The sequence below is a fragment of the Mesorhizobium sp. M0601 genome, from assembly GCF_040320845.1.
GTDB lineage: Bacteria > Pseudomonadota > Alphaproteobacteria > Rhizobiales > Rhizobiaceae > Mesorhizobium.
Genome location: NZ_JAMYQK010000002.1, coordinates 349,475 through 364,529 on the forward strand (window position 1 = coordinate 349,475; position 15,055 = coordinate 364,529).

Sequence of the window (15,055 nt, forward strand, 5' to 3'; positions counted from 1 at the left end):
CTGACAAGCAACCAAAGCCCGGCAACCGAAGCCCGGGCAACCAAAGTCCGGCGTGCTGCTCGACATCCGCAATCTGCGCATCGAGGCCACGGTATATCCGCCGGGTGAGGCGCCGAAGAACATCGTGCTGGTGCACGATGTCTCGCTGATTCTCGAAAAGGGCAAGGTGCTCGGATTGATCGGCGAGTCCGGCGCCGGCAAATCGACCATCGGCCTGTCGTCGATGGGCTACGGCCGCGGCGGCGTGCGCATCACCGGCGGCGAGGTCATCCTCAATGGCCGCGACATCCTGAAGGGCGGCAACGAAGGCTTCCGCAAATTGCGCGGCCGCGAGGTCTGCTATGTCGCGCAATCGGCGGCAGCCGCCTTCAATCCGGCGCACAGGCTGATGGACCAGGTGGTCGAGGCAGCACTCCTGCACGGCACGGCGACGCGGGCCGAAGCCGAAAAGCGCGCCGTGGCGCTGTTCAAGAAGCTCAGCCTGCCGAACCCCGAAAGCATCGGCGAGCGCTTCCCCCACCAGGTCTCGGGCGGTCAGCTGCAGCGCGTCATGACGGCAATGGCGCTGTGCTCGGAACCCGACCTGATCGTCTTCGACGAGCCGACCACGGCGCTCGACGTGACGACGCAGATCGACGTCCTGGCGGCGATCAAGGATGCCATCCGCGACACGCATGTCGCGGCGCTCTACATCACCCACGATCTTGCCGTCGTCGCCCAGGTCTCGGACGAGATCATGGTGCTGCGCCACGGCCGGCTGGTCGAATGGGGCGGCACGCGCCAGATCATCAAGGAGCCGCGCCAGGAATACACCAACGCGCTGGTTTCGGTGCATGAGATCGAACACCAGGAGCAGAAGCCCGGCACGAGCCCGTTCCTGTCGGTCAAGAACATCACCGCCGCCTATGGCCGCAGTCACATCAAGGTGCTGAAGAACGTCTCCGTCGATATTTTCCCCGGCCAGACGCTGGCGGTGGTCGGCGAGTCCGGCTCCGGCAAATCGACACTGGCGCGCGCCATCACCGGCCTCTTGCCGCCCGAACAAGGCACCGTCACCTTCGACGGACGGCCGCTCGCCAACCGGCTTGCCGACCGGCCGAAGGAGGACCTGCGCCAGCTGCAGATGATCTACCAGATGGCCGACGTGGCGATGAACCCGCGCCAGACGGTCGGCACCATCATCGGTCGGCCGCTGGAATTCTATTTTGGGATGCGCGGGCGCGAGCGCGACAAACGCGTCGCCGAACTCCTCGATAAGATCGAAATGGGTAAAGGCTATGTCGACCGCTATCCGGCCGAGCTTTCGGGCGGCCAGAAGCAGCGCGTCTGCATCGCCCGTTCGCTCGCCGCCAAGCCGAAGCTGATCATCTGCGACGAGGTGACCTCGGCGCTCGATCCGCTGGTCGCCCACGGCATACTGGAGCTGCTCCTCGGGCTGCAGAAAGAGGAAAACGTCGCCTATCTGTTCATCACCCACGACCTGGCCACGGTCAAGTCGATCGCCGATTCAATCGCCGTGATGTATCGCGGCGAAGTGGTGCGCTACGGCGCCAAGAGCACCGTGCTGACGCCACCATTCGATGCCTACACCGATCTTTTGCTATCGTCGGTGCCAGAAATGGAGATCGGCTGGCTAGAGAAAGCGATCAAGGGACGGCGCATGGCCAGCGCGGGGAACTAGCGGGCCGCACTTTGCGCCCGACGATCCTGTCCGGGCGTGGATTGAACGGCAGGCCGGCCCTGACTTTTCCGATTAAGCCGCATGGAGGCGCCCTTGGCGCTCAACACAAAACTATTGCTCATCATCCTCGACGGCGTGCCTTACCGGAACTGGCGTCGGCTGATGGGCAATCTCGAAGGCTGGGTGCAATCAGGCGAAGCCCGCGTATGGAAAATGCGCTCCGTGCTGCCGTCGACCTCGGCATCCTGCTATGCCTCGATCCACACCGGCGTGCCGCCCCAAATGCACGGTATCCTGTCGAACGAGAACCGGTTTCGCGTCGAACAGCCGGACATCTTTTCCGAAGTCAGCAGGGCCGGCGGCAAGACCGGTGCGGTCACTCACTCCTACTGGTCCGAATTCTTCCGGGCCTATCCGTTCGACCTGGTCGAGGACATGGAGTTCGACCAGCCGGGCAGGCCGATCAGCCATGGCCGGTTCCACACCATGACCGGCTACAATGCCAGGAACCAGATGACGCCGAGCGACGTCGACCTGTTCGCGACGTTGACCATGCTGACCAGGCGCTACGGCATCGACTACGGCATCCTGCACAGCTGTACTCTGGACTCGATGGGCCACCGCTTCGGCCATGACTGCCACGAGATGGATCATGCCGTCTATGCAATGGACGCCATGCTCGCCGGCTTCCTGCCGCGCTGGCGGGAAGCCGGCTACGAGGTGATCGTCACCGCCGATCATGGCCAGACCGATCGCGGCCATCATGGCGGCCACGACGAGGAGATGCAGGATTTCGCACTTTACTACTTCGGATCCGGCGAGGGTCCGGAAGCCAGTACGCTGCTCGATCAGTTGCAGCTCGCGCCGACGGTGCTTGCGCGCCTCGGCGTGCCGGTGCCGGCGACGATGAGGGCAAAGCCGTTCCTGAGTTGAGCGCGCGCCCTCTTCTCCCTCTGGCAACGCTCCCGCTCTTCAGTTAGCCTCCGCAGATATACGGGCGGATGCGGTGAACCTTTTTGGGCCGATCAGCGACAGAGCAGGCAGGAGCCAGGCGGCTCGACCGGCGATGACGGCCGCGGAGACCGATCGCGCGCTTGTCGAGCGGGTCGCGAAAGGCGACCGTGCCGCCGTGCGGCTCCTGTTCATGCGCCACCACGCGCGGGTCTACCGCTTCGTGGCACGCCAGACGGGATCGGAACAGATGGCCGACGATATCGCGAACGAGGTGTTCCTCGAACTCTGGCGGCAGGCACCGGCCTTCGAGGGGCGCTCGGAGGTCTCGACATGGCTGCTCGGCATTGCCCGCTTCAAGGCGCTGTCCCTGCTGCGCAAGAAGAAGGAAGACTGGATCGACGACGATGACGCGGCCCAGGTCGCTGACGGCGCCGACACGCCTGAAGTCGTGACGATGAAGGAAGACAAAGCCGCCGCCTTGCGACGCTTTATCGATGCCATGCCGGAAGAGCACCGCACGGTGATCGACCTTGCCTATTATCACGGGCAATCGGTGAGCGAGATCGGCGAGGTACTCGGCATCCCGGTCGCAACGGTCAAGACCAGGATGTTCTACGCCCGCAAGAAACTCGGCGAAGCCCTCAAGGCCGCCGGTTACGACAGGGGGTGGCCATGAGCGCCGCTGAAAAGATGTCACGCCGCGACGAAATGGAAATGCTGCTGCCGTTTTATCTGAACGGCTCGCTGGAGGGCACCGAGCTCGAAGCCATCGAGGAATGGCTGGCGAGCGATCCGGCGGCGATGGCCGCACTAGGCGAGGCCGAGGCCGAATTCTCCGGCACCGCTGCCGCAAACGAGGCAATCCGCCCGCCGGCCGATGCGCTCAGCCGCTTTGCCAAGGCGCTCGACGCCGAGGCCGGCCCGTCCCGCGCGCCCGCGGCATCGTCCTGGCTGGCGCAAGCCTGGAGCCGCTTCATGGCGGTGCCCGCCGGCGTCGCCTGGGCCGCGGCCGCGGTGCTGCTAGCCCTGGTCGTCGCGCAATCCTTTGTGCAGACCGGCAACAGAGGTGGCGATTTCGAGATTGCCGGATCGGAGGACGATCTGGCCAAAATGCCGTTTGCACTGGTGAAGTTCAAACCGGATGCGAAGCTGTCCGATATCGTCGCTTTTCTCGACCAGAACCAGTTGAAGATCGCTGGCGGGCCGACCGCCGACGGCGTCTTCCGCGTCGGCGTCCCGGCCGAGACCGCCGCCGACTATCAGAAGCTGCTTGGCCTTATCGCCGCCCAGCCTTTCACCGAAGCTGCCCTGGAGGGAAGGAAACCGGCTGATGGCGGCTGAGGCGGTCATTCGATTGACGGCGGCGATGACAATCTTCGCCGCGTCTGCCGTTGCACAAACCAACGATCCTAGCCTCACCCAGGCTGAGATCGACTGCCTGAACCGGGGAAATGCTGCCAACGCCGACTGCGCCAAGGATGGCGGCGGCGTGAAGGATGGCGGCAAAGCGCCGGCTCATGGAACGACGGGCGCGGTGTTTCTTCCGGGCTTGATTGTCGACCTGTTCCCCAATCCTGCCGTAGTCACCGAGGCGCCGATACCTCCTGGCAATACTGCAACCCCACCCGCCGTCGCGCCGGCAATACAGGCTGCGGTGCCGGGCGGTGCGGTGGTTGCGCCGACCGATCTTGTGGCAACCGAGCCGCCGCGCGCCGTGACCGGCGATTTCGTGCCCGACGAGGTGCTGGTCACCGTCAATGGCGATGCCGGCGCGGTCCAGCAGATCGCGGCCTCGTTCGGCCTCGAGGTACGCTCGCAGCGGCAGTCGCGGCTGCTCGGCAACACGCTGGTGCGCTTCGGCATTCCCGATGGCCGCCCGGTCGGCGTCGTGCTGGCGCAGCTCGCCGCCGACGGCCGCACTTTGCGGCGTGAGGCCAACCATGTCTACTCGCTGCAGCAGGCGGCCAGCATCGCCAATTATGCGTTCGAGCGCATCGCGCTCGATGCCGACAAAGCCAGCGGCGGGAATGTGCGCATCGGCGTCATCGACACCGGCATCGACGACGGCAATCCGGCGCTCTCCGGCGTCATCGCCGGGCAGTTCGATGCCATGCCCGACGTGCCGATCGAGGCGCGCGACCACGGCACTTCGGTCGATGGACTGATCGCCGGCACCGGCGCGTTCAAAGGCATGGCGCCGGGCGCCAGGATCTATCATGCCCGCGCCTTCGAGGGCGGCAAGTCGACCATGGACGTCATCCTTTCGGCGCTTGACTGGGCGGCGGAGCAGGATGTCCGCATCATCAACATGAGCTTCGTCGGCCCGAAGAACGACCTGCTCGGCATCGCCTGCCGCAATGCGCGCGCGCTTGGCATCGTGCTGGTCGCGGCCGCCGGCAATAACGGACCGAAGGCGCCCTATGGTTATCCGGCCGCCTTCGACGCCGTGATCGCGGTGACGGCCACCGATGCCAAGGATGGGCTGATGCCGCAGGCCAATCGCGGCGCCTACGTCTTCATCTCCGCTCCCGGCGTCGAGATGGTGGCGCCGAGCGGCGCCGGCTCGGACGTGGTGACCGGGACGTCCTTCGCCGCGGCGATCGTGACCGGCGCCGTCGCCAATCTGTTGCATGCCGCGCCCGACCGCTCCGCCGACTGGGTCGAGAAAGCACTTGCCGCCACGGCGAAGGATCTCGGCGCGAAGGGGCGGGACAATGACTTCGGCTACGGGCTTCTGAACACCAAGGCGGCCGAGGCGGCGAAGGAATAGCCCGCTCAGGTCGCGTTTTGCTGAGGACGTAGGAGAAAATAGAATGCGGCGATATGCGTTATCATCAGCAGCGGTACGTAGATGATCGGGATCGCGTAGGTGGCGCCCAGTTCGCCTGCGCGTGCAGGAAGGCCGATCTGAATGGCGTGGTAATAGTCGACGATGAGGTCGACCGTCCCTGCGACGTTGAAGGCGACGACCAACGGCCAGAAGAGCGGACGTATCCTCACCGTGAGCAGCGCCAGCATGGCCAGCACTCCAGTCGCGAAATCGCCGTAGGCGGCGAACACGGCGAAATCAGCGGGCAGATTGGGGTTTACGACGCCCGGAACGATGAAGACGAGCCCGAAGAATCGGAAGCAGTGCAGCGTAGCGATAGCGCGTTGCGCCGCGACCCGGTCCATCGACCTGAGCCACGGCAAACCGTACGCGCCGAAGCAAAGCAGCCACGCGACATAGCCGAGAACAAGATGGGTTTGGAACACCATTTCCGTGGACATTTGGCCTACTCTCAACAGTTGATTCACGCGGCTTTAAGCCCGCTACCGCAATTCGACTATCCGGTGTAATCACAACAACCTATGAAGCAGAGCTACACAGTCCGACATGGGGCGCTGGAGGGCGTCGAGGCGTTCCTGGCCGTCGCCAGGCGGCGTAACTTCCGCCGGGCCGCCGCCGATCTCGGGGTGACGCCATCGGCCGTGAGCCAGGCGGTGCGCGCGCTGGAAGCTCGCCTGGGCACGGCGCTGTTCGTCCGCACGACGCGGAGCGTTGGTTTAACCGAACCTGGCCAGCGGTTCCTCGACCGTGCCGGCCCGGCATTCGAGGAGCTCGTAGCGGCCGGCGAGGCTGCCCGCGATATCGGCCAGCGGCCGACCGGTCTGCTGCGCCTGTCTGTGCCTCGCGCTATCGTGCCGCTGATGTTGGAGCCGGTGCTCGCGTCGTTCTGCCAAGCCTATCCTGAGATCGAACTGGAGATCGCCGTGAGCGACCAGATGGTCGATCTCGCGACCGGCGGGTTCGACGCCGGCATCCGCCTCGGGCAACTCATCGCCGCCGACATGGTGGCGGTGCGGCTGACCCCGCCGTTCTCGTTCGTAGTCGTCGGCAGCCCTGACTATTTTGAGCGCTACGGCCGTCCCGAGCGTGTCGACGACTTGCGCCACCACGCCTGCTTACGCTTGCGCCGCTCGAATGGCGCCATCGCACCCTGGTCGTTCATCGATGGTAACGGTGCAATCGAAGCGATCGTCTCAGGCCCGCTGATTGCGCACGACTATTCGACATTGGTCGGGGCCGCGATGCGGGGCGTCGGGTTGGCGCAGACGCCGCGACCACTCGCCGAAGGTCCGATAGCCGAAGGAAAACTCCAGTCGGTGCTCGACGGCGTCGCCACGACGACGCCGGGTGTCTTCCTTTATCATCCCGGCAAGCGCCAAGTCCTGCCGAAGCTGCGCGCCTTCATCGATCACCTCAAATCCGCGGCCTGAGACCAGGACGCACCCGCTGGTGCTGGCCAACAGCCGCCAAGAGTCGACCTCGGCCGTTCAGAGTGATTGCCTCTAGGCCGGCGCGCCGGCGACCGATCCCCTGACCACCAGGTCGACCGGCCAGACTTCGCCGCGAGCGCCCTCCTCCAGGCCGGAAATCCGCGCCGCCAGCCGTTCGGCGATGCGCGCGCCGGCGAGGCGGATCGACGAACGCGTCGTCGACAATGGCACCGAAAAATTTTCCGGCTTCAGCCAGGGAAAGACGTCGTCATGGGCGATCAGCGACAGGTCGCCCGGAATGGTCAGGCCGAGATCGCGCACCGCGCGCACCACGCCGAGCGCCATGATCAGGCTGGAGCAGGCGATTGCCGTCGGCGCGTCGCTTTGTTCCAGCAGACGCCTGGCGGCGCGGTAGCCGTTCTCCTCGGTCATGGTGAGGGAACAGACATGCTGATCTCGAAGCACCAGGCCGTTCGCCGCAAGCGCGCGGCGCACGCCGCGCTCGCGATGGATGGCGAAGGTCTCGCGATCGTCGCCGTTGATCAGCGCCAGACGCCTATGACCGAGCTGAACGAGTAGCCGCGCCGCCTCGTGGAAGGCGCCCTCATTGTCGATGTCGGTGAACGGATAGTCGAAATCGAAGCCTTCGCTGCGGCCATGGACGATGAAGGGAATGCCGAGCGTGTTGACGAGTGCCACCCGCCGGTCGGCCGGCCTCGGCGACGAGATATAGACCGCGTCGACCTGCCGGTTGGCGACAATGCGGCGGTAGGTCGTCTCCTGGTCGTCGGCATCGGCCGGTGACAGCACCAGGTCGAGCTCGTGCGAACGCGCATAGTCGCCGAGGCCGGACAGGAACTCGACGAAATGCGGGTCGATGTCGACGGTCGTTCCCGTCGGCAGCACATAGCCGATCATGCCGGTCTTGCCGGTCGCCAGCCGGCGGGCGCTCGGATTGGGGCGATAGCCGTGACGCTTGGCGGCATCGACCACCCGCCGGCGCGTTTCCTCGTTGACTTCCGGGTAGCCGTTCAATGCGCGGCTCACCGTAGTCTGCGAAAGCGCCAGCATGTGGGAGAGCTGCTTGAGGTTCACCGGAGGCCTCCAACCTCAAAGCGCTTTTAATCTGAATCGAGCTAGCCGCTACGAACCGCGTTGCCGAGCGCACTGACCATACGCACGGTTCGGACCGGTTTGAAGCCGAATTTGCTGCTGCACCGCCAGAAAACTGTGCTGCAGCGCACTTTCGCCGGCACCCGGCCACAGAAATTAAATCGATTAGTCTGGCTTTCTCTTGACTCCGGATCAATTCAGTGGCGAGATCAAAATCACCAAAGCGCTTTGGAAGACTCTACGAAAGGTTGCAGTTCCTTTCCGACTGAGTCACAGTCCTGCAGCGCCGGCGGACGGAATGGAGGTTTCGTTCGGTGTTTGTCACCACTGGGAGGGAATACCGATGAAGAAAATGCTTCTGCTGGGTGCTGCGTTCGCCACGCTTGCGCTCGCCATGCCGGCGCAAGCCGAACTGAAGTTCAAGCCGGGCGAAGATCCCCGTTTCAACTGGGCCAACTACGAAGAGCTCAAGAAAGTCGACCTCAAGGGCGAGACGCTGACGATCTTCGGGCCGTGGCGCGGCGAGGACGAAGGGCTTATCCGCACCGTCCTCGATTACTTTTCCGAAGCCACCGGCGCCGAGATCAAGTACTCCTCGTCGGAGAATTACGAGCAGCAGATCGTCATCGACACGCAGGCCGGCAGCCCGCCCAACATCGCCGTGCTGCCGCAGCCGGGCCTGATCCAGGATCTGGCATCGAAGGGCCTTTTGACGCCGCTCGGCGACGATACGGCCAACTGGGTCAAGGACAATTACGGCGCCGGCCAATCCTGGGTCGATCTCGGCACGTTCAAGGACAAGGACGGCAAGCCCGGCTTCTTCGCCTTTCCGTATAAGGCCGACGTGAAGTCGCTGGTCTGGTACTCGCCGGACAATTTCGAGGAAGCCGGCTACAAGGTGCCGAAGACGCAGGAAGAGCTTGCCGAGCTCGAAAAGAAGATCATCGCCGACGGCGGCACGCCATGGTGCATCGGGCTTGGTTCGGGCGGCGCCACCGGCTGGCCGGCGACCGACTGGGTCGAAGACATCATGCTGCGTACCCAGACGCCCGAGACCTACGACAAATGGGTGAAGAACGAAATTCCGTTCAACGATCCGGCAGTGGTCAACGCCATCGACATTTTCGGCAAGATCGCCACCGACGACAAGATGGTCGAGGGCGGCGCCAAGGCGGTTGCGGCGACCGATTTCCGTGACAGCCCGAAGGGCCTCTTCTCGGTGCCGCCGAAATGTTATCTGCACCATCAGGCATCGTTCATCCCGACCTTCTTCCCGCAAGGCACCAAGATGGGCGAGGATGCCGACTTCTTCTACTTCCCGCCTTACGCTTCCAAGCCCGAGCTCGGCACTCCGGTGCTCGGCGCCGGCACGCTCGCCATGATCACCAAAGACAGCAAGAGTGCCCGCGCGTTCATCGAATTCCTGAAGCTGCCGCTCGCTCATGAGATCTGGATGGCGCAGGGCGGCTTCGTGACGCCGTTCAAGTCGGTCAACAAGGACGCCTATGCCAGCGACGCGCTGAAGAAGCAGGGCGAGATCCTGGCCAACGCCTCGACCTTCCGCTTCGACGGGTCCGACCTGATGCCGGGCAAGATCGGCGCCGGTGCGTTCTGGACCGGCATGATCGACCTGGTCGGCGGCAAGTCCGCCCAGGACGTCGCCACCGACATCCAGAAAAGCTGGGACGCGATCAAGTAAGCGGCCGGCTTGAGTTCCAAATGTGATGTGGTCCGGGCCTCAAACGGCCCGGACCTTATCCGGTGCTTGGCGTCGCGTCGATTGTCGTGAGCACAACGCATTCCGGCATGACGCGCGCCCAGTGACCTGCTTTCCGGCTGGTCGCGCTCCAGACAACTGAATCGGCGCATGATCCCGTCGCCAAAGCCATTCTCGACTGGCGGATCCGTGCGCAGGGGGAGGGACCCATGGCGGCTCAGATTTTCTCGGCGATATTCGTCATCATCATCGGCGTGGGCGGCTGCGTCGCCTATTTCTGGGGCGCCAACAAGGCACTCGACACGATCTTTCCGGCACGCGGCGTTTCCGGCAAGGCGGCGATCAACAATCTGCGCCGGCAGGGGGTGATCCGGCCCTGGCTGTTCGTCGGCCCGGCGATGATTATCCTCACCATCTACCTGATCTACCCGGTGGTGGAGACACTGAGGCTGTCGTTCCTTGATCGCGGCGGCGCCCATTTCGTCGGCTTGGCCAACTATCAATGGGCGTTCGGCGACCGCGAGTTCCGCAACTCGATCCTCAACAACATCATCTGGCTGGCGGTGGTGCCGGCCGCCTGCACCTTCCTCGGGCTGATCATCGCCGTGCTCACCGACAAGATCTGGTGGGGCACCATCGCCAAGAGCCTGATCTTCCTGCCGCTGGCGATCTCGTTCGTCGGCGCCAGCGTCATCTGGAAATTCATCTACGAATATCGCGGCGACGGGCAGACGCAGATCGGCCTGCTCAACGCCATCATCCAGTATTTCGGCGGCCAGCCGCAGGTCTGGATCTCGCTGCCGTTCTGGAACAACTTCTTCCTGATGGTCATCCTGATCTGGATCCAGACCGGCTTTGCCATGGTCATCCTGTCGTCGGCCTTGCGCGGCATTCCGGAAGAGACGCTGGAAGCCGCCGTCATCGACGGCGCCAACCCTTTCCAGATCTTCTGGAAGATCATGGTGCCGCAGATCTGGGGCACCATCGCCGTGGTCTGGACCACCATCACCATCCTGGTGCTTAAGGTTTTCGACATCGTGCTGACCATGACCAACGGCCAGTGGAACAGCCAGGTGCTGGCCAATCTGATGTTCGACTGGATGTTCCGCGGCGGCGGCGATTTCGGCCGCGGCGCCACCATCGCCATCATCATCATGATCGCGGTCATTCCGATCATGGTCTGGAACATCCGCCAGGCGAACAAAGAGACGGAAGGGCATTGAGATGGCCGCGTCGACCGGAAAGTCCTTTGTCAGCCGTTTCGGCGTCCACATCGCCGTCTTCATCTTCGTTGCGATCTGGACGATCCCGACGCTCGGCATTCTGGTCTCGTCACTGCGCGACAAGGATCAGATCATCGCTTCGGGCTGGTGGAACTCGTTCACCAGTTCCAGCCAGACGGAAGCCGGCCGGCTGCCGCCAGCCTCGGCGCAGGTCGAGAAGGAGGGCAAGTTCGTCCTGCAAGGCAATATCTTCGGCGACGGCCCGGCCCGCAACATCAGCGCCTTTGGCGTCAAGTCGGCCGCGCCGACGCAATATCCCGCCGGCTCGACAGCCGATCTCGGCGACGGCGTCACCCTGCAACTCAATGCCGACGGCAGTTTCGTCATGACCTCGCCGAAGGCTTTCGAGAGCGAACGCGGCCAGCGCGTCTATTACGCCTCGTCGGCGCCGCCGAAATTCACCACCGACAATTACGACACGGTGCTGTTTTCGGAAGGCATCGGCCGCTCCTTCATGAACTCGCTGACCGTCACCATTCCGGCGACCGTCATTCCAATCCTGATCGCCGCGTTCGCCGCCTACGCGCTGGCCTGGATGCGCTTTCCTGGCCGGGCCCTGCTCATCGCCGTCATCATCGGCCTCCTGGTCGTGCCGCTGCAGATGTCGCTGATTCCGCTGTTGAAGCTCTATAACGGCGTCGGCAGCTTCTTCGGCGTGCCGTCGAAGACCTATCTCGGCATCTGGCTGGCCCATACCGGCTTCGGCCTGCCTTTCGCCATCTATCTTCTGAGGAGCTATATCGCCGGCCTGCCACGCGAGATCATGGAGTCGGCGCGCATCGACGGCGCCAGCGATTTCGAGATCTTCGTCAAGATCGTGCTGCCACTGTCGTTCCCGGTGCTGGCCTCGTTCGCCATCTTCCAGTTTCTCTGGGTGTGGAACGATCTGCTGGTGGCGATGGTTTTCCTTGGTACCGAGGGCGACCAGATCGTGCTTACCGCCAAGCTCAATGCGTTGCTCGGCTCGCGCGGCGGCGACTGGGAGATCCTGACGACATCGGCCTTCGTCACCATCATCGTGCCGCTGATCGTGTTCTTCTCGCTGCAGCGCTATTTCGTCCGTGGGCTGCTTGCCGGCTCGGTGAAAGGAGGTTGAGATCATGCAATCCGCTTTGAAGGCCACCCCGAAGCCAGATCTCGCTATCGATCGCGACTGGTGGCGAGGTGCCGTGATCTACCAGATCTACCCGCGCAGCTATCAGGATTCGAACGGCGACGGCATCGGCGACCTCAGGGGCATGATCGGCCGGCTGGCCTACATCGCCTCGCTCGGTGTCGACGCCATCTGGATCTCGCCATTCTTCAAATCGCCGATGAAGGATTTTGGCTACGACGTGTCGGATTATTGCGATGTCGATCCGATGTTCGGCACGCTGGCCGACTTCGACGCGCTGACCGCAGAGGCGCACCGGCTTGGCCTCAAGGTGATGATCGACGAGGTGCTCTCGCACACCGCCGACATCCATCCCTGGTTCAAGGAGAGCCGCTCGAGCCGCAGCAATCCAAAAGCCGACTGGTATGTCTGGGCGGATGCCAAACCGGACGGCACGCCACCCAATAACTGGCTGTCGATCTTCGGCGGCTCGGCCTGGCAGTGGGACACCAGCCGCCAGCAATATTACCTGCATAATTTCCTGGCCGAGCAGCCCGACCTCAATTTCCACAGCCGCGCGGTCCAGGACGCGCTGCTCGACGTCACCCGCTTCTGGCTGGAGCGCGGCGTCGACGGCTTCCGACTCGATACCATCAATTTCTATTTCCACAGCCAAGGCCTGGAAGACAATCCGCCGCTGCCGCCCGAGCAGCGCAACGACCAGACGGCGCCGGCCGTCAACCCCTACAACTACCAGGACCATCTCTACGACAAGAGCCGGCCTGAAAACCTCGGCTTCCTCGAACGCTTCCGCGCCTTGCTCGACGAATACCCGGCGACGGCCGCGGTTGGCGAGGTCGGCGATTCGCAGCGTGGGCTGGAAGTGGTGGCGGCCTATACGGCCGGCGGCAAGCGCGTGCATATGTGTTACTCCTTCGACTTCCTGGCGCCGGAGAAGATCAGCGCGGCAAGGGTGCGCTCGGTCCTGGAAACCTTCGGCAAGGTGGCCAGCGACGGCTGGTCGTGCTGGGCCTTCTCCAACCATGACGTGATGCGTCCCGCCTCGCGCTGGGCAGCCGGCGAGCCCGACCCGACCGCCTACCTCAAGGTCATCTCGGCGCTGCTGATGTCGTTGCGCGGCTCGGTCTGTATCTATCAGGGCGAGGAGCTCGGGCTCAGCGAGGCCGAACTCGGCTTCGAGGATCTGCAGGACCCATACGGCATCCGCTTCTGGCCTGAATTCAAGGGACGCGACGGCTGCCGTACGCCGATGGTTTGGGACGGCGCTGCCCGCAATGGCGGCTTCTCGACGGCAAAGCCCTGGCTGCCGGTGCCCAGCAAGCACCTTGCGCAAGCCGTCAATGTGCAGCAAGGCGACGACGGCTCGCTGCTCGAGCACTACCGGCGCTTCCTCGCTTTCCGCCGCGCCCATCCGGCACTGGCCAAGGGTGATATCGAGTTCATCGAAAGCGAGGGCGACACCGTCGCCTTCACGCGCCGCGAAGGCAACGAGCAGATCGTCTGCGCCTTCAATCTCGGAGCAAAGCCGGCCGAGGTCGATCTTGGCGGCCGCTCATTGCAGCCCTTGCCGGGACACGGGTTTTCGGGACAGACTGGCGCCGGCACTATCCGCCTCGGCGGCTACGGCGCCTGGTTCGGGCGTATCGACTGAATTCAAGGAAGAACTGGAGGGTACCATGGCCGATGTCACGCTAAGGCAAGTGAGGAAATCATATGGCAATCTCAACATTCTGCACGGCGTCGACCTCGACATAAAGTCGGGCGAATTCATCGTCTTCGTCGGTCCCTCTGGTTGCGGCAAGTCGACCTTGCTGCGCTGCATCGCCGGGCTGGAGGAGATCACCTCGGGCGAGCTCAAGATCGACGGCGAGATCGTCAACGACGTGCCGCCGTCAAAGCGCGGCATCGCCATGGTGTTCCAGTCCTATGCGCTCTATCCGCACATGACCGTCTACGACAACATGGCCTTCTCGATGAAGATCGGCAAGGAAAGCAAGGCCGAGATCGACAAGCGGGTGCGCCAGGCGGCCGAGATCCTGCAGCTGACCAAATATCTCGACCGTCTGCCCAAGGCGATGTCGGGCGGCCAGCGCCAGCGCGTCGCCATCGGTCGCGCCATCGTGCGCAATCCCAAGGTTTTTCTGTTCGACGAACCGCTGTCAAACCTCGACGCGGCGCTGCGTGTCGCCACCCGCATCGAGATCGCCAAGCTCAAGGAATCGATGCCGGCCACAACCATGATCTATGTCACCCACGACCAGGTCGAGGCGATGACGCTGGCCGACCGCATCGTGGTGCTGAAGGAAGGCCATATCGAACAGGTCGGCACGCCGATGGAGCTCTACAAGCGGCCCGGCAATCTGTTCGTCGCCCAGTTCATCGGCTCGCCGGCGATGAACATCCTGCCGGCGACGATCGACAAGACCGGCAACCCGACGGTCGTCAGCCATGTCGGCGGCCGCAAGGCAACGGTGCCGATCGCAACGCCTGCGTCGGCGAAAGGCGCAGCGGTGAGCTTCGGGGTGCGGCCGGAGGATCTGATGATTGCCACCGGCGCCGACTATTTGTTCGAAGGGACGGTCGATTACGTCGAGCAGCTCGGCGAGGTCCAGCTCGTCTATGTCGACATCGGCCGCGCCGACCTGCCGCTGGTGACCAAGCTGCCGGGCAATGTCGAGGTCAAGCGCGGAGCGACGCTGCGGCTGACGGCGGACGCCGGAGACCTACATATTTTCGACGCGGACGGGCGCTCTTTCGCGCTCCATGAAGCAGAAGCAAAGGCGGCTTGAAGCAGGCGTTCTTCCGCCATGCAAGAGACAAGAGCGGGGGGGAATGGCCCGCGCGGGTGTGTGGGATTTCACGTAGGCCGGTTTTGGGGGTTTATTGTTCAGGATCGCCGCCCCGCGGGGTGTATTTTTTTTGTAGCCATTAAC

General features: G+C 63.7%; 13 protein-coding genes. 11 read left to right on the top strand and 2 right to left on the bottom strand.

Annotation, left to right across the window (positions count from 1 at the left end):
* Nucleotides 1–52: 52 nt before the first annotated feature.
* The 5 genes from NKI41_RS04040 to NKI41_RS04060 all read left to right on the top strand — a co-directional run bounded on the left by NKI41_RS04040 (nt 53) and on the right by NKI41_RS04060 (nt 5,405).
* Nucleotides 53–1,681: an ABC transporter ATP-binding protein gene (locus NKI41_RS04040; RefSeq protein WP_352681537.1), complete on the top strand. Its 1,629-nt coding sequence runs from the start codon at nt 53–55 to the stop codon at nt 1,679–1,681.
* Between the two features lie 93 nt (nt 1,682–1,774).
* Nucleotides 1,775–2,614, top strand: a complete 840-nt coding sequence (locus tag NKI41_RS04045; protein ID WP_352469846.1) for an alkaline phosphatase family protein — start codon at nt 1,775–1,777, stop codon at nt 2,612–2,614.
* Between the two features lie 133 nt (nt 2,615–2,747).
* Nucleotides 2,748–3,311: a sigma-70 family RNA polymerase sigma factor gene (locus NKI41_RS04050; RefSeq protein WP_352681539.1), complete on the top strand. Its 564-nt coding sequence runs from the start codon at nt 2,748–2,750 to the stop codon at nt 3,309–3,311.
* Nucleotides 3,308–3,976, top strand: a complete 669-nt coding sequence (locus NKI41_RS04055; protein ID WP_352681541.1) for an anti-sigma factor — start codon at nt 3,308–3,310, stop codon at nt 3,974–3,976. The genes NKI41_RS04050 and NKI41_RS04055 overlap by 4 nt, the downstream gene beginning before the upstream one ends.
* On the top strand, nt 3,966–5,405 hold the full coding sequence (locus NKI41_RS04060; protein WP_352681543.1) for a S8 family serine peptidase: 1,440 nt from the start codon (nt 3,966–3,968) through the stop codon (nt 5,403–5,405). The genes NKI41_RS04055 and NKI41_RS04060 overlap by 11 nt, the downstream gene beginning before the upstream one ends.
* A 5-nt stretch (nt 5,406–5,410) precedes the next feature.
* Here the strand turns inward: NKI41_RS04060 and NKI41_RS04065 are convergent, their stop codons facing one another.
* Complete coding sequence (locus NKI41_RS04065) at nt 5,411–5,905, bottom strand: DUF8737 domain-containing protein (protein WP_352681545.1); 495 nt, start codon at nt 5,903–5,905, stop codon at nt 5,411–5,413.
* 81 nt (nt 5,906–5,986) lie between these two features.
* Here NKI41_RS04065 and NKI41_RS04070 point away from each other — a divergent pair, with 81 nt between their 5' ends.
* Nucleotides 5,987–6,895: a LysR family transcriptional regulator gene (locus NKI41_RS04070; protein ID WP_352681547.1), complete on the top strand. Its 909-nt coding sequence runs from the start codon at nt 5,987–5,989 to the stop codon at nt 6,893–6,895.
* A gap of 72 nt (nt 6,896–6,967) precedes the next feature.
* Here the strand turns inward: NKI41_RS04070 and NKI41_RS04075 are convergent, their stop codons facing one another.
* Nucleotides 6,968–7,990: a substrate-binding domain-containing protein gene (locus NKI41_RS04075; RefSeq protein ID WP_352681548.1), complete on the bottom strand. Its 1,023-nt coding sequence runs from the start codon at nt 7,988–7,990 to the stop codon at nt 6,968–6,970.
* 361 nt (nt 7,991–8,351) lie between these two features.
* On the opposite strand from NKI41_RS04075, the gene NKI41_RS04080 reads away from it, so the two are divergent.
* The 5 genes from NKI41_RS04080 (at nt 8,352) to NKI41_RS04100 (ending at nt 14,911) form a co-directional block, all read left to right on the top strand.
* Nucleotides 8,352–9,707, top strand: coding sequence for an ABC transporter substrate-binding protein (locus NKI41_RS04080; RefSeq protein WP_352681550.1), 1,356 nt, complete (start codon nt 8,352–8,354; stop codon nt 9,705–9,707).
* Between the two features lie 227 nt (nt 9,708–9,934).
* Nucleotides 9,935–10,948, top strand: a complete 1,014-nt coding sequence (locus NKI41_RS04085; RefSeq protein WP_023680221.1) for a carbohydrate ABC transporter permease — start codon at nt 9,935–9,937, stop codon at nt 10,946–10,948.
* 1 nt (nt 10,949) lies between these two features.
* The gene (locus tag NKI41_RS04090) at nt 10,950–12,104 is read left to right on the top strand and encodes a carbohydrate ABC transporter permease (protein WP_352452251.1); all 1,155 of its coding nucleotides are present in this window, start codon (nt 10,950–10,952) and stop codon (nt 12,102–12,104) included.
* Between the two features lie 4 nt (nt 12,105–12,108).
* Nucleotides 12,109–13,773: a beta-galactosidase BglA gene (gene bglA, locus NKI41_RS04095; RefSeq protein ID WP_352681552.1), complete on the top strand. Its 1,665-nt coding sequence runs from the start codon at nt 12,109–12,111 to the stop codon at nt 13,771–13,773.
* A gap of 25 nt (nt 13,774–13,798) precedes the next feature.
* Nucleotides 13,799–14,911, top strand: coding sequence for an ABC transporter ATP-binding protein (locus NKI41_RS04100; RefSeq protein ID WP_023680224.1), 1,113 nt, complete (start codon nt 13,799–13,801; stop codon nt 14,909–14,911).
* Nucleotides 14,912–15,055 lie beyond the last annotated feature (144 nt).

Bases quoted from the DNA above. Each gene is read 5' to 3' on its own strand.
- NKI41_RS04080 (WP_352681550.1), top strand. From the start codon at position 8,352: ATGAAGAAAATGCTTCTGCTGGGTGCTGCGTTCGCCACGCTTGCGCTC.
- NKI41_RS04085 (WP_023680221.1), top strand. From the start codon at position 9,935: ATGGCGGCTCAGATTTTCTCGGCGATATTCGTCATCATCATCGGCGTG.
- NKI41_RS04065 (WP_352681545.1), bottom strand. From the start codon at position 5,905: ATGTCCACGGAAATGGTGTTCCAAACCCATCTTGTTCTCGGCTATGTC.
- bglA (WP_352681552.1), top strand. From the start codon at position 12,109: ATGCAATCCGCTTTGAAGGCCACCCCGAAGCCAGATCTCGCTATCGAT.
- NKI41_RS04090 (WP_352452251.1), top strand. From the start codon at position 10,950: ATGGCCGCGTCGACCGGAAAGTCCTTTGTCAGCCGTTTCGGCGTCCAC.
- NKI41_RS04070 (WP_352681547.1), top strand. From the start codon at position 5,987: ATGAAGCAGAGCTACACAGTCCGACATGGGGCGCTGGAGGGCGTCGAG.
- NKI41_RS04060 (WP_352681543.1), top strand. From the start codon at position 3,966: ATGGCGGCTGAGGCGGTCATTCGATTGACGGCGGCGATGACAATCTTC.
- NKI41_RS04100 (WP_023680224.1), top strand. From the start codon at position 13,799: ATGGCCGATGTCACGCTAAGGCAAGTGAGGAAATCATATGGCAATCTC.
- NKI41_RS04055 (WP_352681541.1), top strand. From the start codon at position 3,308: ATGAGCGCCGCTGAAAAGATGTCACGCCGCGACGAAATGGAAATGCTG.
- NKI41_RS04050 (WP_352681539.1), top strand. From the start codon at position 2,748: ATGACGGCCGCGGAGACCGATCGCGCGCTTGTCGAGCGGGTCGCGAAA.